Genomic DNA, 19,253 nt, shown 5'->3' with positions numbered 1-19,253 from the left:
GTTAAAGAGCGGTTGGTTAAGATCTTTCGTCTCAACCGAGGCGCGCATTCTACAGCAGCCTCATTTGCTGTCAAGTGATTATTTTCAGAAGCTTTCGAAGAATTCTTCAACAACTTCAACCACTTGCGCTTACGATCTCTCGTCAGCGGGAGGCGAATTCTACAGCGTTACACGCTGCTGTCAACACCTCTTTTTCAACTCCCTTTTGGCTTCGATGAACTGAAGCAACCTGCTGCCGAAAACTTCATAACTCTTTGTTTACCAAGGAGTTTTCCGTTTCGACTGCGCCGGAAGTGGGGCGAATTATAGACAAATATAAACCCCCGTCAACACTTAATTTAGATTTTCTATCAAACAGGCCCAAAAGCCCCGTTTCCTTCAATATAAAGTGCATAGCAACCAGAACTGAGCAATATATTGCTCAAATCCCGGCAGTTAAGCATCATAGGCGTTCTGCTTCTTTACCATGACTTCGGACATCCGCCCCAATGAACACTCCACCTCGCAGCCTGACCTCGGCATTGTTTCCGGTCGGCCTGCTGTTGATCGCCATGGCCTCCATCCAGTCCGGCGCCTCGCTGGCCAAGAGCATGTTCCCCATCGTCGGCGCACAGGGCACTACCACCCTGCGCCTGATTTTCGCCAGCGTGATCATGCTGCTGCTATTACGCCCATGGCGCGCCAAGCTCACGGCCAGGTCCCTGCGCACTGTCATCGTGTATGGCATGGCACTGGGCGGCATGAACTTCCTCTTCTATATGTCACTGCGCACAGTGCCTCTGGGCATCGCGGTAGCACTGGAATTCACCGGCCCGCTCGCCGTGGCTATCTATGCATCGCGCCGGGCGGTGGACTTTGTATGGATCGGCCTCGCGATCGCGGGCCTGCTGCTATTGATCCCCACCGGAGAAACCAGCAGTGGCATCGACCTGACCGGAGCCGCCTACGCACTGGGTGCCGGCGTGTGCTGGGCGCTCTACATCCTGTTTGGCCAAAAAGCCGGCAACGACAACGGCGTGCAAACCGCCGCCCTGGGCGTGATGATCGCCGCGTTGTTCGTGGCCCCGATCGGCATCGTCCATGCCGGCGCCGCACTGCTGACGCCCTCGCTGATTCCCGTTGCCATCGGTGTCGCCATCCTGTCGACCGCTTTGCCCTATACCCTGGAAATGGTCGCGCTCACTCGCCTGCCTGCTCGCACCTTCGGCACCTTGATGAGCATTGAGCCGGCGTTCGGCGCCCTCTCCGGTCTGTTCTTCCTGCAAGAGCACTTGTCCCTCGCGCAATGGCTGGCGATCACCTGCATTATATTCGCCTCCGTCGGTGCCACACTGACGATGCGCAATGAATCCAAACCGTTGGTGCCAGCCGATTAATTCTGATCGCAGGTAGCTCTGGTATTTGCCGCTCATTTAGGCCATGTTTAGGCCGTAAACGAATGTCTTTCATGGAGAATTTCGACAGGGACTGCTGAACGCAACAATCGAGAGCGAGTAAAGCCTGCATCGAGCCTTTTTGCGACGCGGCTATAAGGATAGTAATGAAACGAATTTTGATACTGTTACTGGTCGTGGGCATTGCTGGCTGTGCTGCGACCACCAAGACAGAAGTGAAACGGGGCAAAAAAGGCATGCACATCAACTGTTCCGGCCTGTCCTCCTCCTGGGACCAGTGCTACACCAGTGCAGCCAACTCATGCGGCGCCAAGGGCTACCGGGTTATCGCCAAATCCGGTGACAATTCCGAGGAGCCTGGGGACTATCCTTTCGGCATCAACCCTGCCGGCTACACCAGCCGCAGCATGATCGTCATCTGTAAATGATCGCCCGAGCAGTCCACTTCCGGCTGCTCCTCCTTCTTGACCTACCCTTCGCCCTGCTGCGACTACACTCCTGCTCGACATTCGAGCAACGGAGTTACCATGACACCCAACAAGAAAATCGTATTGGTGGTTGGTGCCGGTGATGCAACCGGTGGCGCCATTGCCCGACGCTTTGCCCGCGAAGGCTATGTAGCCTGCGTCACCCGTCGCAGTGCCGATAAACTGCAGCCCTTGGTCGACAGCATCCAGGCAGCGGGCGGCCAAGCCCACGGTTTTGCCTGTGATGCGCGTAAAGAAGACGACGTGATCGCGCTGGTTGAACAGATAGAGACCGAATTGGGCCCCATTGAAGCCTTCGTCTTCAATATCGGCGCCAATGTGCCGTGCAGCATCCTCGAAGAAACCGCGCGCAAATACTTCAAAATCTGGGAGATGGCTTGCTTCTCCGGGTTCCTGAACGCTCGCGAAGTCGCCAAACGCATGGTCACCCGCGAACGCGGCACTATCTTGTTCACCGGTGCCACTGCCGGGTTGCGCGGCGGTGCAGGGTTTGCCGCATTCGCCGGCGCCAAACACGGCATCCGGGCGCTCGCGCAAAGCATGGCGCGGGAATTAGGCCCGCGGAACATCCATGTGGCCCACGTGGTAGTCGATGGCGCCATCGACACTGACTTTATTCGAGATAACTTTCCGCAAAAATACGCGCAGAAAGACCAGGACGGCATCCTCAACCCAGAACACATCGCCGACAACTATTGGTACCTGCACAGCCAACCACGCGACGCCTGGACCTTCGAACTGGACCTGCGTCCCTGGAATGAACCCTGGTAAACACGCCGCCCCTAATCAAGAACAACAATAAGCAGTGAGAATCGACCATGAGTAAAACCCTGGAATTCTTTTTCGACCTCGGCAGCCCGGCCACTTACCTGGCCTATACACAATTGCCAGCGCTATGTGCCGAGACCGGTGCGCAACTGGTGTATCAACCCATGCTGCTGGGTGGTGTGTTCAAAGCGACCGGCAACGCTTCGCCCATCACTGTGCCCGCCAAAGGGCGTTACATGTTTAATGACTTGGCGCGCTACGCCAAACGCTACAACGTACCGCTCAAATTCAACCCGCACTTCCCCATCAACACCCTGATGCTGATGCGCGCCGTCATGGGTATCCAGATACGCGAACCCGAGCGCTTCCAGGCCTTCATCGATTGCCTGTTTCGCGCCCTCTGGGTTGAAGGTCGCCACTTGGGCGATCCCGTCGTTGTGGCCTGCGTGCTGAGTGACGCCGGTTTCGACCCAGAGGAAGTCCTGAACCTGGCCAATGATGAAAAGGTAAAAGCCGCCCTCAAGGACAAAACCGAACAGGCTGTGCAGCGCGGGGTATTCGGTGCACCCAGTATGTTTGTAGGTAATGAGCTGTTCTTCGGTCAGGACCGTCTGGAGTTTGTGCGCGAAGCGCTACGCTAAAACTCGATTGCCAAGCGCCCCTGAGCGCCGCTTGCGAGCAAATCGTAAGCTGCGTTTACCGTATGCCGGTCAAAGCGCCGCGGGTCCATGATCGGCGTGAGTTTGCCGGCATCGATCAAACAGGCGGCGTCAGAGAGTATCCGCCCGTGGTGCTCACGCCCCTTGCCCGTCAACAACGGCAACAATGTGAACACCCCGGAATAGGTCGCCCCGCGAAATGACAAAGGCGCCAGGCTATGTTGCCCCCAGCCCAGGCAGCTCACTACATGCCCGTGATACACCTTGGCGGCCCGGAAAGACGCATCCAGCGTCGCGCCGCCAACGGTGTCATACACAATGTCGAAACCCTCACCCGCCGTGTGCAACGCCACATACTCTTCGACCGTATGCTGCTGATAGTCGATAAACGTGGCGCCCAAACCTTCAATGGTTGCGCGGTGCCGCGCCGAGCCGGTCGCGTACACCCGCGCGCCGTAGGCAATCGCCAATTGCACTGCGACATGCCCTACACCGCCGGCGCCACCCTGGATCAACACCGTGTGCCCCACGCCCACCCGCGCACGGTCCACCAGCCCCTCCCAGGCAGTGATCAATACCAACGGCAACACCGCCGCTTCGCGCATGCTCAAACGTTCAGGTTTTCGCGCCAGCAGGCGCGCATCAACCACCACATATTCAGCTAACGTCCCCTGAATACCGCCGATCCCAGCCCCGAGCGCATAAACGTCATCACCCACTTGCCAATCGCCCGCCAACGGGCCGACGGCCTCAACGGTGCCCGCCAGGTCCATACCAATAACGGCAGGTAAAGGTTGCTGGGCATGGGCTGCCTGGCCCGCGCGGATTTTCGCGTCCAACGGGTTAAGGCCACTGGCCTTGACCCGCACCAGCACCTGCCCGGCGCCCGCCACAGGCTTGGGGATCGTGGCCAAACGGAACGGCGCGTCTGCGGCGTCTACTACCAAAGCGTGCATGTCAGTCATATCGGCGATCTCGGTGGGTGGGTTGATAAAACCATGATCCGCCGCCGCACTCATGCCGATAAGACGCTAAAAAGCTATAGTGCCCATGCGCATTTGGCATGAATGAGGCAACCGATGGACAAGCTCAACGCAATGGCAATCTTCGTACGGGTCATCGAACGCGGTAGCTTTTCCGCCGTCGCCCGAGAGATGCAAACCACCCAGCCAACCATCAGCAAAGTGCTGCGTGCGCTGGAAACCGAATTGGGCGGCAAGCTGATTGCCCGCAGCACTCGGCACTTGTCACTGACAGACGAAGGTCAACGCTACTACAGCCATTGCCGCGAAATCCTGGCGGCCGTCGATGCCGCGGAACACAGTTTCCAGATGGGCAAGGAAACCATCGCCGGCCCACTGCGCATAGGCTCGTCAGTCAGCTTTGGGCGCCTGCACATCGCCTCGCGTTTGCACGGCTTCCTGCAACAGTACCCGGACGTGCACATTGATCTGCAACTCAACGACCACCTTCAGGACCTGGTCAGCGAAGGCCTGGATGTGACGTTGCGTATCGGCGAATTACCCGACAGCGGCCTGATTGCGCGACAGATCGGCACCACCCACCGCGTTACTGTGGCGAGCCCTGCCTACATTGCCAGGCACTGCGCCCCACACACCCCGCAAGATCTCACGCAGCACAACTGCCTGCTCTTCAACTTGCTGAGCAGCCAGAACCAGTGGATTTACGAAAAGGACGCCAAGCGCCACACGGTGCGCATCACCGGCAACGCCCAGAGCAATAACTCTGAGGCGGTGCGGGAGATGGTGTTGACGGGGCTTGGCATTGCGCTGTCGCCCCTATGGCTGTTTGCCGATGACCTCAAAGCCGGTCGCGTGGTTGCACTGTTAAAGGATTACACCCCGCAATCGCTGCCGATCCATGCGGTGTCGGCGCCCAATCGGCGCCAGTCAGCCAGGGTCAAGGCGTTCGTCGACTACCTCGCCGACGCCCTGGCCAGAGCCCCTGAACTGCAACCGATCAGATAGCGGCGGTACGCACCTGCAGCCATTCCAAGGCTGCACCACTGAGCAGCGGGCTCAGGCGTTCACGCACCTCGGCGTGATAAGCGTTAAACCATTCGCGCTCATCCGCCGTCAGCAATGACGGCTGCAGGCAACGGGTGTCGATCGGGCACAGGGTCAGGGTTTCAAACTTGAGGAACTCGCCAAACTCGGTTTTGCCCGCTTCGCGGTTCAACACCAGGTTCTCGATGCGCACACCCCAGCGACCCGGGCGATAGGTACCTGGCTCAATCGAAGTGATCATCCCCGGCTGCATCGCGGTCTGCGGTGCCGCGGCAGCCTGGTAGGCGATCACTTGCGGGCCTTCGTGCACATTCAGGAAATAGCCTACGCCGTGACCTGTACCGTGGCCGTAGTCCACGCCTTCGGCCCAGATCGGCGCACGGGCAATGGCGTCCAGCAATGGCGAGAGAATGCCCTTGGGGAAATGCGCACGGGACAGGGCAATCACACCCTTGAGCACGCGCGTGCAGTCACGCTTCTGCTCGTCACTCGGCGTGCCGATCGGCACCATCCGCGTGATATCCGTGGTGCCGCCCAGGTACTGGCCGCCGGAGTCGATCAGCAACAGGCCATCGCCTTCGATCAACGCATGCTCTTCTTCGGTGGCGTGGTAATGCGGCATCGCACCATTGGCGTTGAACGCCGCGATGGTGTTGAAACTCAGCGACACATAATCGGGGCGACGGGTACGTGCAGCGGTCAAATGTTCGTCGATGGTCAGTTCGGTGATGCGCTCACGGCCCAATGCACTGTCCAGCCAGGCGAAGAATTCGCACAGCGCCGCGCCGTCCTGCTCCATGGCTTGGCGGATATGTTCGGCGTCCGCCAGGCTTTTGCGCGACTTGGCCAGCGTGGTCGGGTTCAAGCCCTCGACCAGCTTGACACCGGCATCGAGGTTTTCCAGCAAACCAGTGGTGACGCGTGCCGGATCAACTTGCAGGCTGACACCCGCCGGTACTGCACGCAGCGCATCCGCCACTTCGCTGTAGTCGCGCAAGGTCACGCCGTCTCGCTCCAGTACCGCGCGCAGCTCGGCATCGACCTTGCTCAGCGCCACAAACAGCGTGGCCTGCTGTTGATTGATCAAGGCAAACGACACGAACACCGGGTTGAACGACACATCACCGCCGCGCAGGTTGAACAACCAGGCGATGTCATCCAGGGTCGCGATGAAATGCCAATCGGCACCCTTCTCTTTCAAGCTGGCACGCAGGGCGGCGAGTTTATCGCCACGGCTGACAGTCGCCTGCGGCGGCAGGTGTGGGTAGATCGGCTGGTTCGGCAAGGCCGGGCGGTCTTGCCAGACTTCATTCAACAGGTCGATATCGGTACGCAGGCGAGCGCCGCGCTCGGCCAGCTTGCCGCCCAGGGTACGCGCCGAGGCCACGGCCATCACTGCGCCGTCCACTGCGACCACGCCGCCCTCCGGGGTTTGCTCCGCCAGCCATTCCAGCGGGCCGGGTTGGCCTGGCTGCAGTTTCACCAGTTCGATGCCGCTGCCCTTGAGTTCCTTGGTGGCCTGCTCCCAGTAACGGCTGTCGGCCCACACGCCGGCAAAATTCGCGGTCACAATCAGCGTGCCCACCGAGCCATAAAACCCCGACAGCCATTGCCGCCCCTGCCAGTAACCCGGCAAGTACTCGGACAGATGCGGGTCGGCCGACGGCACCAGCAGGGCATGGATGCCCTCGCGGCGCATCAGTTCGCGGGTATGCGCCAGGCGCTGGGGAACCGTTCCATGGGTCAAAGGCTGCGTACTCATCATGTCTCCTGCTAACCACTCATAATTGTTATGTGTTGTGACTGAAAAATCAGACCGACCAGAACGCCGGCGCACTGGCGAGTGCGGCCTTGATCAACTGCACGGCCGCGTCGATATCCTGCTCGGTGGTAAACCGGCCCAGGCTCAAGCGAATAGTCCGACCGGCGCTGCGGGCATCATGGCCCAAAGCCAGAAGCACGTGGGAAGGCGCATTGCTCGCCGAATTGCACGCCGAGGTGGCCGAAAACGCGATGCCTGCGCTCAGTGCGGCGGAATTGAATTCGCCCTCTGTGAACGTGAGGCTCAGTGTATGGGGAATACGCTGGGTGGCGCTGCCATTGAGGCGCACGCCGGCAAGCGTTTCCAACTGATCGAGCAGGCGCTGACGCAACGCGACGATGGCGGCTTTTTCTTCAGCAAAGGACTGCGCCGCCAAGGCGAAGGCAGTGCCCATGCCGGCAATCTGGTGAGTCGCCAGGGTGCCGGAGCGCAACCCACCTTCGTGGCCGCCGCCGTGAATCTGCGCCAGCACCTTCTGCTGCGCGCGCGGGCCCACATACAGCGCGCCAATGCCCTTGGGGCCGTACAGCTTGTGCGCAGAAAAAGACATCAGGTCCACCGGCCATTCAGCCAGGTCGATCGCGACCTTGCCCGCTCCCTGCGCCGCATCCACATGCAGCAGCGCACCGTGTTCACGCACCCGCGTGCCAATGGCTTGGATGTCATTGAGGGTGCCCAGCTCGTTGTTCACCAACATCAGCGACACCAGGAACGTATCTTCGCGCAACGCCTCACTGACTGACTCGGCGCTGATCAAGCCTTCAGCGTCCGGCACCAGGTAAGTGACGGCCACGCCGGCTTCCTGCAACTGCCGCGCCGTGTCCAGCGTAGCCTTGTGTTCGATCTGGCTGGTGATGATATGCCCACCTGCCACACCTCGCGCCTGGGCCACGCCCTTGATCGCCAGGTTGTTGGATTCTGTGGCACCGGAGGTCCAGACGATTTGCTCGGGCTGGGCACCGACCAGCTCGGCCACCTGGCGCCGCGCCTGCTCGACCGTGTGCCGGGCCGCCTGGCCAAACGCATGGGAGCTGGACGCAGGGTTGCCGAAGTTGGCATTGAAGCCCAGACACTCGACCATCACTTGAATGACCCGCTCATCCACCGGCGTGGTGGCGGCGTAGTCGAAATACAACGGACGTTTATTCATGACATTAAGACTCGCAGAGCGTGTTCCCCAGGACAGCGCCTCGGGTGGCATCGACCGGAACAGAGGTCGTCAGGTTTAACCCGTCGGATGCCATAAAAGAAGGACCACTTTATGTAAATGTGCGTAGGAACGCTCCTGAAATTCAGCTTAACAGGCTGAAGTATCCCATTGGCAAACAAAAAGCCCGAGGTTCCTTAAGGGAATCCTCGGGCTTTTTGCCACTTGGCGACGGCTCAACTGGGGCGACCGTGCATCACCACGCTGCGTTCGGCGTTCATTTCGCCCTGGTGGTCAAAGCCGAATGGCTTGTGTGGCTGGCCGGTCAGCGCGGCGCGCTGCTGTTGATATTCATCAAACGACAGGCCGCGACGGCTCAAGGCTTCAAGGGCCAATTGCTTGGTTTCTTCGGCGGTATAAGGACGCGACTCCGGTGACGGGTGGGTCGCACATCCGGCAAGGACAGCGCTTACAACTATTAAGGAAACAGCCAGGAAGTGGTTCATGGTGAAGGCCCTGCGAAGGAGGTGTGTAGTCAATGAACACAGGCTACTCCCGCCCTTGCGCAGTGAAAAATCATCCCCCGTGATAGTCGCTATCAACCGTTGCGGCACCTTCGATAGCGAGCCATTCATATTCATTTACGATCTATAAATATGGAAATCAGTTCGTTTACGGAATAAACCTAACCTTCTATAAATAGCGCTATTGCGAACCGACACTGTTCGCCACGCAACTGTTGCCCAGGCAACAGCCATTCAACAAAACCGCAGTCAGGCAACAGCACCTTTTTCAGCAGGACCTCTGCAGCCCACACCAATCAAGGCTTGCAGCCCTTGGTACAGCTCTTGCTCAACACGTTCCACTTCACCTGCTATCAACCACTGTTGAAAAAGGAACTGTTCATGACCCGTCCCCTGAATGTCGTTGCCCTCTGCGGCGGAACCTGGCGCCCATCGCGCACTTTGGTATTGACCCAAGCCGTGCTGGCCGAACTGGCCACGTTGCTGCCGATCCAGACCACCCTGATCGAGTTGGGTGACATTGCCCGGCCCTTGGGCGGCGCGCTCTCACGCGATGAACTGCCGGCCGAGGTTGAAACGCAACTGTTGGCCATTGAACAGGCCGACCTGCTGATCGTCGCCGCACCGGTGTATCGCGGCTCTTATCCTGGCCTGCTCAAGCACCTGTTTGACCTGGTTGGCCTCAACGCTTTGATCAACACTCCGGTGCTGCTCGCGGCCACCGGCGGCAGCGAGCGCCATGCGTTGGTCCTCGATCACCAGTTGCGGCCGCTGTTCAGCTTCTTCCAGGCCTTGACTCTGCCGATCGGCGTGTACGCCACCGAAGCCGACTTCACCGACTACCAAATAACCAGCGAGTTATTAAAAGCCCGCATTCAACTGGCCGCAGAACGCGCAGCGCCGCTGTTTGCCGCGCACTCCCCTTCTCTGCTGAAAATCGCTTAAGGATTTGTCATGGATGTTTTCTGGTTTCTGCCCACGCATGGCGACGGCCATTTCCTCGGCACCACCCAAGGTGCGCGCCCGGTCACCCTCAATTATCTAAAGCAGGTGGCGCAAGCGGCTGACAGCCTCGGTTACTTCGGTGTGCTGATTCCTACCGGGCGCTCGTGTGAAGATTCCTGGGTAATTGCCTCGGCGCTGGTGCCGCTGACCGAGCGCCTGCGTTACCTGGTGGCGATTCGCCCGGGGATCATCTCGCCCACGGTGTCGGCGCGTATGGCCGCGACCCTGGACCGCCTGTCCAACGGCCGATTGCTGATCAACGTGGTCACCGGAGGCGACCCCGACGAGAACCGTGGCGACGGCAGCTTCCTCGACCACAGTGAACGCTACGAGGTTTCCGACGAATTCCTGCAGATCTGGCGCCGCGTGTTGCAGGGCGAGTCGGTGGATTTTGAAGGCAAACACCTGCGTGTGCAGAACGCCAAGGCCCTTTACCCGCCGGTGCAGAAGCCGTATCCGCCGCTGTACTTCGGCGGTTCTTCCGATGCTGCCCACGACCTGGCCGCCGAACAGGTCGACGTGTACCTGACCTGGGGTGAGCCGCCTGCCGCCGTTGCGCAAAAACTTGCCGACGTGCGTGAACGCGCAGCGCGCCATGGGCGCACGGTCAAGTTCGGCATTCGCCTGCATGTGATCGTGCGCGAAACCGAAGAAGACGCCTGGAAAGCCGCCGACAGACTGATCGAACACATCAGCGATGAAACCATCGCCGCCGCGCAAAAATCTTTCTCGCGCTTTGATTCCGAAGGCCAGCGGCGCATGGCGGCTTTGCATGACGGGCGCCGCGACAACCTGGAAATCGCCCCCAACCTGTGGGCTGGCGTCGGTCTGGTACGCGGCGGTGCCGGCACCGCATTGGTGGGCAACCCGCAGCAAGTGGCCGAGCGCATCCAGGAATACGCTGACCTTGGCATCGAGAGTTTTATCTTCTCCGGCTACCCGCACCTGGAAGAAGCCTATCGCTTTGCCGAACTGGTGTTCCCGTTGTTGCCGGAGCCTTACGCCAGCCTCGCCGGACGTGGCATCACCAACCTCACGGGGCCGTTTGGCGAAATGATTGCCAATGATGTGCTGCCGAACACGAAAGCCTGAGTGCACCGAGTTCGGCTTCAGGTGGGAACGCGCTTGTTGTGGCGAGGGAGCTTGCTCCCGCTGGGGTGCGAAGCGCAGCCAAAAGCCGGCGACTGCTGCGCAGCCGAACGGGAGCAAGCTCCCTCGCCACAGGTAATCACCCACCGTGCCATCGTTGCCAGACAAAAAATTGAGGAACCCCGTGTGACAGCCAACCCCCACAGCGTCCTGCCTTCACCCTTGCAGACCGCCAAACTGCTGGCCGCCGAATTTGCCCTCACCGCCGTTGAACGCGATGAGCGCGGCGGCACGCCCAAGGCCGAACGTGATGCGTTGCGCCAAAGCGGCCTGCTGGCCCTGAGCATCCCCACGCAATACGGCGGCCTCGGTGCGCGCTGGAGTGAAACCCTGGGCATCGTGCGCGAGTTCGCCAAGGTCGACAGCTCAATCGCCCATGTCTTCGGCTTTCACCACCTGATGCTCGCCACCGTGCGCCTGTTTGCGCGCCCGGACCAATGGCAGCCGTGGTTCGAACAAACCGCGCGCAAAAACTGGTTCTGGGGCAATGCCCTCAACCCGCTGGACACGCGCACGCTGGTCAAGGATTTCGGCGGCTGGCGCGAATTTTCCGGCAAGAAGAGTTTCTGCTCCGGCGCCAGCGATTCGGAAATGCTCATCGCCTCGGCCGTGGATGAAAGCGCCGGCGGCAAGCTGCTGATCGCCGCGATTCCCAGCGGGCGCAGCGGCATTACCTTGCATAACGACTGGAACAACATCGGCCAGCGCCAGACCGACAGCGGCAGCGCCAGCTTTGAACGGGTGCGCGTCGAAGAGTCGGAACTGCTGCTCGATCCCGGCCCACTGAGCACGCCCTTCGCCTGCCTGCGCCCGCTGATCGCTCAGTTGACGTTCACGTATATGTTTCTCGGGATTGCCGAAGGCGCCTTCGAGGAAGCGCGCAACTACACCCGCACTGAAACCCGTGCGTGGCACAAATCCACGACTGGCGATGTGCGCCAGGACCCTTACGTACTGCACCATTACGGCGAATTCTGGGTGGCCCTGGAAGGCGTGCGCCTGTTGGTCGAACGCGCTGGCGAATTGCTCGACCAGGCCTGGGCCAAAGGTGCCAGCCTTAGCGAACAGCAACGCGGCGATCTGGCCATTGCCATCGCCACTGCCAAAGTCGCCGCCACCCGCCAAGGCCTGGACCTGTGCAGCCGCCTGTTTGAAGTCACCGGCGCGCGCTCGACCCATGCCTCGCTGCGCCTGGACCGCCACTGGCGCAACTTGCGCACGCAAACCCTGCACGACCCGGTGGATTACAAACTCCACGAACTGGGGGACTGGGCGTTGAACCAGTCCCTGCCGATCCCGACGTTCTACTCCTGAGAGAGGTGCCCATGCAGCTATTAACCCTACCGCCCTCGCCCGCCCTCGCGACCTCGATTCGCGCCACGGCCCAGGTCTTCGAAGACCCCAAATCCCAGGCGTTGCTCGACCATATCCAGCAAGTGGCGCCCAGCGAAGCCAGTGTGCTGATCATCGGCGAGACCGGCACCGGCAAAGAGCTGGTGGCGCGCCATATTCACAACCTCAGTGCGCGGCGCAACCGGCCATTTGTGGCGGTCAACTGCGGCGCGTTTTCCGAATCGCTGGTAGAAGCCGAATTGTTCGGGCATGAAAAAGGCGCGTTTACCGGCGCCCTCAGCGCCAAGGCCGGCTGGTTCGAAGAGGCCGACGGCGGCACTTTGTTCCTCGATGAGATCGGCGATTTGCCGATGGCGATCCAGGTCAAATTGTTGCGAGTACTACAGGAACGCGAAGTCGTGCGCCTGGGTTCGCGCAAGAGCATTGCGATCGATGTGCGCGTGCTGGCGGCCACCAACGTGCAGCTGGAAAAAGCCATCAACGCGGGGCACTTTCGCGAAGACCTCTACTACCGCCTGGATGTGGTCAGCCTGGAACTCAGCCCACTGCGCGAGCGCCCCGGCGATATCCTGCCGCTGACCCGGCACTTTATCGAAGCCTATAGCCAGCGCCTGGGCTACGGCCCGATCACCATCAGCCGTGAGGCCGAGCACAAGCTCAAAAGCTACAGCTGGCCGGGCAATATCCGCGAGCTGGAAAACGTGATTCACCACACGTTGCTGATCTGCCGTAATGGCGTGATCGAGCGTGATGATCTGCGCCTGTCGAACATGCGCATCGAACGCCAGGACGACAGCCAGCACGGCACCGACAACAGCGCCGAAGCCTTACTGGCCCGCGCCTTTCAAAAGCTCTTCGAAGAACAGGCCGGCGCCCTGCATGAAAAGGTCGAAGACGCGCTATTGCGCGCCGCTTACCGTTTCAGCCATTACAACCAGGTACACACCGCCAACCTGCTGGGTTTGAGCCGCAACGTCACGCGCACACGCCTGATCAAGATCGGCGAGCTGGCGGTGAACAAACGCCGCCCCGGCGAAAACGTGCAGGGCGAGCGCATGTTGCATTTATCCATTTAGGCGGCAGTGCAGTGCGTTGTCATGGCTGCGCTCGAAACTGCGCAGCACTTGAAATGAACCGAAGGTCACCGCCGTGGCCTGGTGGGCGCGAATCAGCGTCCAGAAGTCTTCCTCGCCGTGCTCAAAACACTTGAACGCCGCCTCGCCGTCCTCACGCGAGCGCCATTGCAGGTAATTGAGCACCCGCCGCCCATCGTCGCTGACTTGCACACTGGCATTGATAAAGCCGCCATGGCCCAGGGCCAGGCGTTCGCTCTGGGTGGACAAGGCGGCCACCAGGGCAAATTGCTGCTGAGGTTCGATCTGAAACTCGATCAACTGAGTGAAGCTGCGATTTTTCTCTGATACCTGCATGAACACTCCCCTCTCTCTGTAGGCAGAATCTTGCGATTCGATGCCACGCAGGGTAAAACCTCTAGTTAAGTCAAGGTCAAGCGCTTATCTGGAGTTTTTTATGCTTACCAAGGAACTCACCGTTGGCCAACTCGCCGCTCGCAGTGGCGTGGCGGTTACGGCATTGCACTTTTATGAGTCCAAGGGGTTGATCAAGAGCAACCGCAACGCCGGCAACCAACGGCGCTACCCACGGGATGTGTTGCGGCGCGTGGTGGTGATCAAAATCGCACAACGTTTGGGAATTCCATTGGCGACCATTGGCGAGGCGTTGCAGACCTTGCCGGATGGGCGCACGCCCACTGCACAGGATTGGGAACGCTTGTCGGCGTTGTGGCGCGAGGATCTGGATCAGCGCATCAACAAGCTGATGCTGCTGCGCGACAAACTCAGCGGCTGTATTGGTTGCGGGTGTTTGTCGCTGGAGGCGTGTCCGTTGCGTAATCAGGATGACAAGCTGGGGGAATGTGGGCCCGGCGCGCAATTACTTGAGCCCAGCCCCGAAACCTGACCTGAAAACCCAATCAATGTGGGAGCTGGCTTGCCTGCGATGGCATCACCTCGGTTTGACTGACAGACCGAGTCGCCTGTATCGCAGGCAAGCCAGCTTGTATGGTTAGACTTGTAGGGGTGGTGGGACTAAAAGCCAGCATCTGACTCTAACCAGTACAGACCGTGGGAGACTTCGCCCCGCCCCTTCACCAAAGCGCCGATAAGGAATGCATCGGCCATGACCGACGATAGAAGCAAGCCAGCGCAACGGTGAAGCCCCGACAAGCCCGTTAACCCTAACCCGGAGCTTTTTTCATGGCAATGACTGTCTCGCAATCAATCATTGGAGTGGATGTCGCTAAAGCCGAAGTAGTCGTTTATCGAAGTGAAACTGCTGAAACAAAGATCGTATCGAACAAGAAAAACGAGCTGAAGGCATGGCTGAAGTCTTTGCCTGCGGGCAGCGCCATCGCAATTGAAGCCACCAATATCTATCACTTGGATACCGTCAACTTGGCTCACTCGATGGGCCATATAGTTTACGTGATTGATGGATATCGCCTTAACCATTACCGCAAAGGCACAGGTGGACGCGCCAAAACAGACCTCAGTGATGCGCAATTGCTGGCTCGTTACTTGAAGAATGAACAGGCTGATTTGCGTGTCTGGAATCCGCCGCCGAAGATTTATACCAAGCTTCAAAGCTTGCTGCGTCGACGCGCGGCGCTGGTGAAAATGCGTGTTGCTCTGAACCAGAGCTGGGCGGGTGAGCCATCACTCAAAGCCTCGTCAAAGAGCATTTCAGCGTGTCTTGATAGGCATGAGGGGCTCATTGAAAAAAGGATATTAGATGCTGTTACTGAGGCCGGGCTTTTGCATCAGGTCAAGCGCTGCCAGGCCGTCGAGGGCATTGGTTTTCTGACAGCGGTTGCCCTGACAATGGCGTTTCAGCGAGGGGAATTTGAAAATGCTGATGCTTACATCGCTTTCTTGGGAATGGACCTAAGAGTGTCCGACTCTGGGCAAATGAACGGACGCCGCTCGTTGAGCAAGAAGGGAGATTCAGAGATACGCAGGTTGCTGCATAACGCGGCGTCAGCAGGCATCAGGTCAAAAACCTGGAAGCCTTTATACGAGGGCTATCTGGCCAGAGGCCTGAAAACGACTCAAGCCCTGGTCATCATTGGCCGCAAGCTGGCGCGTATCGCTTTTTCGCTCATGAAAAACCTGAGCGAATACCAACCAAAAGCGGTTTTAGGGGCTTCCCCAAAACCATAGAATCTCCCACACAAGCCTCGCCCCCTATTGGCTGGATGTTGCGCCTTAGAAACCGGGGGCTATCTGACCCTTGTAACGCGTGAGAATGAACTGGCGCACCTCATCCGAATTCAACGCCTTGGCCAGCTTTTGAATGCGCGGGTCGTTGATGTTGTCGGGCCGCGCCACCAGGTACTCGACGTACAAAGACTTGCCCTTCTCCACAATCAACGCACTGTTGGTATCAATCCCCGCTTCCAGCGCGTAGTTGGCAAACACAAACGCCAGGTCCACCTGGCTCACCGAACGCGCCAGCAAGGCGCCTTCCAGTTCGCGGATTTTCAGGTGCTTGGGGTTCTCGGCAATATCACGCGGGGTACTGAGTGTGTTGCTCGGATCCTTGAGTTTGATCAACCCGGCTTCATCCAGCAGCACCAGCGCACGGCCGGTGTTGACCGGGTCGTTGGGGATCGATACGGTGGCGCCGTCTTTGAGTTCCGAGATGTTTTTGATCCGCGTCGAATACGCCCCAAACGGCTCGATATGCACGCCTACCACCGGCACCAGATCGGTGTGGCGGGTCTTGTTGTAGTCATCCAGGAATGGCCGGTACTGGTAGTAGTTGGCGTCGATATTTTTCAGCGCCAGTTGCTGGTTGGGTTGGATAAAGTCAGTGAAGACTTTGATCTGTAAATCCACACCCTCCTTGGCCAGTACCGGTTTGACGAACTCAAGGATCTCCGCGTGTGGCACGGGTGTGGCGCCGACCACCAAGGTTTCATTGGCAAACGCATTGAACGACAGGACAGCGGCCAAAATGGCCAGGGACTTTTTCATGCAGGCTCCAAAGCTAGTTTTATAAAAATTAACGGCGGCTATAACGCGCCACCAAACGGTCGCCGGTCATCTGTAATGCCTGCACCAGCACCAGCAACAGCACCACGGTGACCACCATCACGTCGGTCTGGAAGCGTTGGTAGCCGTAGCGAATCGCCAGGTCACCGAGGCCACCGCCACCGATCACGCCGGCCATGGCGGTGTAGTCCACCAGCACAATCGCGGTCACGGTGACGGCGGCCAGCAACCCGCCTCGGGCTTCCGGCAACAGCGTGTGACGGATCACCTGCCAGGTACTCGCACCCATGGATTGAGTGGCCTCGACCACCCCACGGTCGACTTCGCGCAACGCGGTTTCCACCAGCCGCGCAAAGAACGGCGTGCAGCCCACCACCAACGGCGGGATGGTGCCCGGCACGCCCAGTGAAGTGCCCACCAACAAGGTGGTCAGCGGGATCAACACAATCAGCAAGATGATGAACGGCAGTGAACGCAGCACGTTGACCACCACCGACAGCAGGCGATACACCACCAGCGCTTCATGCAACTGGCGCTTGCCGGTCAGAAACAGCAACACGCCCAGCGGCAAGCCCAGCAGCACGGTAAACGCCAGGGCGGCGCCGAGCATGCTCAAGGTTTCCAGGCAGGCCTGGCCGATGTCGGCCCAGTAGATGTGCTTGAACCATTCGGCCATGGGTTATGACCAGTCGTGACGTGGCGGCTTGGTGCCATTGAGCAACCAGTTGCCCACCACGTGGTACTTCCAGCGCACTGGGTCGTGCAGGGTGTGCACCCGCGCATTGCGCCAGTGACGGTCGAAATTGTGCGTCTTCAAGGTCGAACGAGTGCCGCCCAGTTCAAACAGTTTGTTGCTGGCTTCGATGGCGATCTCGGTGGTGAGCACCTTGGCCCGCGCCACCGCCAGGGAGGCGTGGGCGACGTTGTCTTCAGTCGGCGCTGGGCGCGCGGCATCCAGGGCGAGACCTGCGCGTTCCAGCAAGGCTTCAGCGGCTTCCAGGCGGATATCCAGCGCGCCAACCTGGATGATGGTTAGCGGGTCTTTGCTGGCTTTTTCTACCCCGGCATCGATCCACGGTCGGGCGAATTGCTGCACGAAGTGCACGGTGTCACGCAGCGCGGCGCGGGCAATACCGGCGTCGATGGCGGCGGTGGTCAGTTGTGCAAAAGGACCAGCCAGCGTCGGTGAATCGTAGGATTTATGCGTAGCAAACAAATTGAACGCCGGTACCCGCAGGTTCTCTGCCAGCACCGTGCCGCTGCTGGTGGTGCGCTGGCCCATGCTGTCCCAGTCATCTACTACCACCAGCCCTTCGGTGCCACGTTTTACGAACGCCAACTGCGCATTTTGCTGCTCATCCAACGCCAGCACCGCCAGCCAGTGGGCGTACAGCGAGCCGGTGCAATAGCCTTTGCGGCCGTTGATCACATAATCGTCGCCTTCACGGCGAAGGGTGGCGCGAATGTCCTGCACGTTCTTGCCGCCGGTTTCCGACAGCGCATTGGCAAACCGATGACCCAGCAGCGCCAGGCTAAAGAAATGCGCCTGCTGCTGCGGCGTGCCTTGCAGGCGAATGTCTTCGAGCAGGCAATAGTGGTTCTGCGGGATCTGCCCCAGCGACGGATCGGCCGCCGAGATAATCGCGATCACCTGGGCCAGCACTGCGTAAGACACCTGGGCGCCACCAAATTCGCGCGGCACGCTGATGCCCCACAGGCCACTGTTGGAATACAGGTTTACCACGTCGGCGGGCACGTGGCGGGTGCGGTCGCGTTCGGCAGCGTGCTCAAGCAGCGCGGCGGCGACACGGTGGGCGACGGCAATCGCCTGGGCTTCATCGCAAATCAGCTCGGCGTTCGGGGTGTGGATCGGGTAATCGGCAGACACGGGCACTACAGGCATACAACGCTCTCGGGCGAATGGTTTGCCTGAGGTATTGCAGCTTCTGTGCCGGGCTCTGAAAGCGCCCGTTTGGCCCGGCAAACGGGATCCGGACCCGCTTGTAACGCAGCAATCTGCTTGTTCACTGTTGCCTGGCCAACACCTCGTCGGCTCGCCGCAGGGCACGCGCTACGTGGCCTATAGTAAAAAGGCCGTGCCTCCACAACCACCATCCAAGGAGAACGATATGAGCGTTAAACCAATCCCTGAGGGTTATCACAGCGTCACGCCGTATATGGGCATCGACAACGCTGCTGAGGCCATTGAGTTTTACCGGAAAGCCTTTGGCGCCAAGCAGGTCATGCGCCTGGACATGCCCGACGGCAAGGTCGGTCACGCCGAACTGCGTATCGGTGACTCGGCGATCATGCTCGGCTCGCCGTGTGCCGACATGGCCCTGCGCAATCCCGGTGAGCACACCAGCGTTGGTTTGCACCTGTATGTGAACGACATGGATGCGCAGTACCAACAGGCCATTGAGGCAGGCGCCCTTTCGGTGTCCGAGCCAAAAGATCAGTTTTACGGCGACCGCTCGGCGAGTGTGAAGGACCCCTTCGGTCACCTTTGGTTTTTGGCTACGCGCAAGGAGGACCTGACTGAAGCGCAGATTCGCGAGCGGGCCATGGAAATGTTCAAGCAAGGCTGAAGGTTCAATAACCCTGCATATCTAATGTGGGAGCTGGTTTGCCTGCGATAGCATCAACTTGGTGTGCCTGATACACCGAGGTGTCTGCATCGCAGGCAAGCCAGCTCCCACAGAAAAGCAGCTCTTCAGTGCCAGCAAATCCGCAGACGACCTCATATTCAAAACTGCATGCGGTCAACTGTGGGAGCGGGCTTGCTCGCGAATGCGGTGGGTCAATGACGGATGAATTGACTGATACACCGCTTTCGCGAGCAAG

General features: G+C 59.5%; 20 protein-coding genes and 1 pseudogene. 12 read left to right on the top strand and 9 right to left on the bottom strand.

The annotated features are described in order from the left end of the window. The first annotated feature begins 488 nt into the window (after nt 1-488). The 4 genes from rhtA to ACTD9P_RS25975 all read left to right on the top strand — a co-directional run bounded on the left by rhtA (nt 489) and on the right by ACTD9P_RS25975 (nt 3,291). Nucleotides 489-1,376, top strand: a complete 888-nt coding sequence (rhtA, locus tag ACTD9P_RS25990) for a threonine/homoserine exporter RhtA (RefSeq protein ID WP_438869929.1) — start codon at nt 489-491, stop codon at nt 1,374-1,376. Between the two features lie 164 nt (nt 1,377-1,540). Continuing rightward, on the top strand, nt 1,541-1,822 hold the full coding sequence (locus tag ACTD9P_RS25985; RefSeq protein WP_017136337.1) for a hypothetical protein: 282 nt from the start codon (nt 1,541-1,543) through the stop codon (nt 1,820-1,822). Between the two features lie 99 nt (nt 1,823-1,921). Beyond that, nucleotides 1,922-2,653, top strand: a complete 732-nt coding sequence (locus ACTD9P_RS25980; protein WP_200434629.1) for an SDR family oxidoreductase — start codon at nt 1,922-1,924, stop codon at nt 2,651-2,653. A gap of 47 nt (nt 2,654-2,700) precedes the next feature. Further along, on the top strand, nt 2,701-3,291 hold the full coding sequence (locus tag ACTD9P_RS25975) for a 2-hydroxychromene-2-carboxylate isomerase (RefSeq protein ID WP_438869928.1): 591 nt from the start codon (nt 2,701-2,703) through the stop codon (nt 3,289-3,291). On the opposite strand, the gene ACTD9P_RS25970 is transcribed toward ACTD9P_RS25975, so the two are convergent. Beyond that, nucleotides 3,288-4,265, bottom strand: a complete 978-nt coding sequence (locus ACTD9P_RS25970) for a zinc-dependent alcohol dehydrogenase family protein (RefSeq protein WP_438869930.1) — start codon at nt 4,263-4,265, stop codon at nt 3,288-3,290. The two genes, ACTD9P_RS25975 and ACTD9P_RS25970, sit on opposite strands and share 4 nt — an antisense overlap. Before the next feature lie 123 nt (nt 4,266-4,388). Between ACTD9P_RS25970 and ACTD9P_RS25965 the strand changes: the two genes are divergently transcribed. After that, complete coding sequence (locus tag ACTD9P_RS25965) at nt 4,389-5,297, top strand: LysR family transcriptional regulator (protein WP_438869927.1); 909 nt, start codon at nt 4,389-4,391, stop codon at nt 5,295-5,297. Here the strand turns inward: ACTD9P_RS25965 and ACTD9P_RS25960 are convergent. The 3 genes from ACTD9P_RS25960 to ACTD9P_RS25950 all read right to left on the bottom strand — a co-directional run bounded on the left by ACTD9P_RS25960 (nt 5,290) and on the right by ACTD9P_RS25950 (nt 8,811). Beyond that, nucleotides 5,290-7,098: a M24 family metallopeptidase gene (locus ACTD9P_RS25960; protein WP_438869926.1), complete on the bottom strand. Its 1,809-nt coding sequence runs from the start codon at nt 7,096-7,098 to the stop codon at nt 5,290-5,292. The genes ACTD9P_RS25965 and ACTD9P_RS25960 overlap by 8 nt on opposite strands. A gap of 49 nt (nt 7,099-7,147) precedes the next feature. Next, nucleotides 7,148-8,308, bottom strand: coding sequence for a cysteine desulfurase family protein (locus ACTD9P_RS25955; RefSeq protein WP_438869925.1), 1,161 nt, complete (start codon nt 8,306-8,308; stop codon nt 7,148-7,150). A 233-nt stretch (nt 8,309-8,541) separates the two neighbouring features. Then, nucleotides 8,542-8,811 carry a hypothetical protein gene (locus ACTD9P_RS25950; protein ID WP_200434624.1) on the bottom strand — a complete coding sequence of 90 codons (270 nt, stop codon included), beginning with the start codon at nt 8,809-8,811 and terminating at the stop codon, nt 8,542-8,544. 399 nt (nt 8,812-9,210) lie between these two features. Here ACTD9P_RS25950 and msuE point away from each other — a divergent pair, with 399 nt between their 5' ends. The 4 genes from msuE to ACTD9P_RS25930 all read left to right on the top strand — a co-directional run bounded on the left by msuE (nt 9,211) and on the right by ACTD9P_RS25930 (nt 13,412). Beyond that, nucleotides 9,211-9,774, top strand: coding sequence for an FMN reductase (gene msuE, locus ACTD9P_RS25945; RefSeq protein WP_438869924.1), 564 nt, complete (start codon nt 9,211-9,213; stop codon nt 9,772-9,774). A 9-nt stretch (nt 9,775-9,783) separates the two neighbouring features. Next, a complete protein-coding gene (gene ssuD / locus ACTD9P_RS25940; protein WP_438869923.1) occupies nt 9,784-10,926 on the top strand; it encodes an FMNH2-dependent alkanesulfonate monooxygenase in 1,143 nt (380 codons plus the stop codon). 183 nt (nt 10,927-11,109) lie between these two features. Further along, nucleotides 11,110-12,297 carry an acyl-CoA dehydrogenase family protein gene (locus ACTD9P_RS25935; protein ID WP_438869922.1) on the top strand — a complete coding sequence of 396 codons (1,188 nt, stop codon included), beginning with the start codon at nt 11,110-11,112 and terminating at the stop codon, nt 12,295-12,297. A gap of 11 nt (nt 12,298-12,308) precedes the next feature. Beyond that, nucleotides 12,309-13,412, top strand: a complete 1,104-nt coding sequence (locus tag ACTD9P_RS25930) for a sigma-54 interaction domain-containing protein (RefSeq protein ID WP_099547894.1) — start codon at nt 12,309-12,311, stop codon at nt 13,410-13,412. Here ACTD9P_RS25930 and ACTD9P_RS25925 read toward each other — a convergent pair. Continuing rightward, complete coding sequence (locus tag ACTD9P_RS25925; protein WP_138815414.1) at nt 13,401-13,766, bottom strand: antibiotic biosynthesis monooxygenase; 366 nt, start codon at nt 13,764-13,766, stop codon at nt 13,401-13,403. The two genes, ACTD9P_RS25930 and ACTD9P_RS25925, sit on opposite strands and share 12 nt — an antisense overlap. Nucleotides 13,767-13,866: 100 nt before the next feature. On the opposite strand from ACTD9P_RS25925, the gene soxR reads away from it, so the two are divergent. Together soxR and ACTD9P_RS25915 are read left to right on the top strand one after the other, a co-directional pair. Continuing rightward, nucleotides 13,867-14,316: a redox-sensitive transcriptional activator SoxR gene (gene soxR, locus ACTD9P_RS25920; RefSeq protein WP_058420117.1), complete on the top strand. Its 450-nt coding sequence runs from the start codon at nt 13,867-13,869 to the stop codon at nt 14,314-14,316. A 296-nt stretch (nt 14,317-14,612) separates the two neighbouring features. Then, nucleotides 14,613-15,575, top strand: a complete 963-nt coding sequence (locus ACTD9P_RS25915; protein ID WP_438869921.1) for an IS110 family RNA-guided transposase — start codon at nt 14,613-14,615, stop codon at nt 15,573-15,575. Nucleotides 15,576-15,620: 45 nt separating this feature from the next. Here ACTD9P_RS25915 and ACTD9P_RS25910 read toward each other — a convergent pair whose 3' ends face one another. Genes ACTD9P_RS25910 through ACTD9P_RS25900 form a run of 3 tightly spaced genes read right to left on the bottom strand, consistent with a single transcriptional unit; the run spans nt 15,621 to nt 18,312 of the window. Beyond that, on the bottom strand, nt 15,621-16,391 hold the full coding sequence (locus ACTD9P_RS25910) for a MetQ/NlpA family ABC transporter substrate-binding protein (RefSeq protein ID WP_185710632.1): 771 nt from the start codon (nt 16,389-16,391) through the stop codon (nt 15,621-15,623). Nucleotides 16,392-16,419: 28 nt separating this feature from the next. Then, nucleotides 16,420-17,085, bottom strand: a complete 666-nt coding sequence (locus tag ACTD9P_RS25905; protein WP_219269497.1) for a methionine ABC transporter permease — start codon at nt 17,083-17,085, stop codon at nt 16,420-16,422. A gap of 3 nt (nt 17,086-17,088) precedes the next feature. Further along, nucleotides 17,089-18,312, bottom strand: coding sequence for an SfnB family sulfur acquisition oxidoreductase (locus ACTD9P_RS25900; RefSeq protein ID WP_438869920.1), 1,224 nt, complete (start codon nt 18,310-18,312; stop codon nt 17,089-17,091). A 226-nt stretch (nt 18,313-18,538) separates the two neighbouring features. Between ACTD9P_RS25900 and ACTD9P_RS25895 the strand changes: the two genes are divergently transcribed. Further along, nucleotides 18,539-18,997 carry a VOC family protein gene (locus ACTD9P_RS25895; RefSeq protein WP_438869919.1) on the top strand — a complete coding sequence of 153 codons (459 nt, stop codon included), beginning with the start codon at nt 18,539-18,541 and terminating at the stop codon, nt 18,995-18,997. Between the two features lie 4 nt (nt 18,998-19,001). On the opposite strand, the pseudogene ACTD9P_RS25890 reads toward ACTD9P_RS25895, so the two are convergent. Further along, nucleotides 19,002-19,253 (bottom strand): annotated as a pseudogene (locus ACTD9P_RS25890) (hypothetical protein); the annotation flags it as partial.

It is taken from the genome of Pseudomonas onubensis, from assembly GCF_965653655.1.
In the GTDB taxonomy this organism is placed as follows: domain Bacteria; phylum Pseudomonadota; class Gammaproteobacteria; order Pseudomonadales; family Pseudomonadaceae; genus Aquipseudomonas.
Note: the sequence above shows the minus strand (reverse complement) of the source record. Positions and strands in the feature narration are given on the sequence as shown.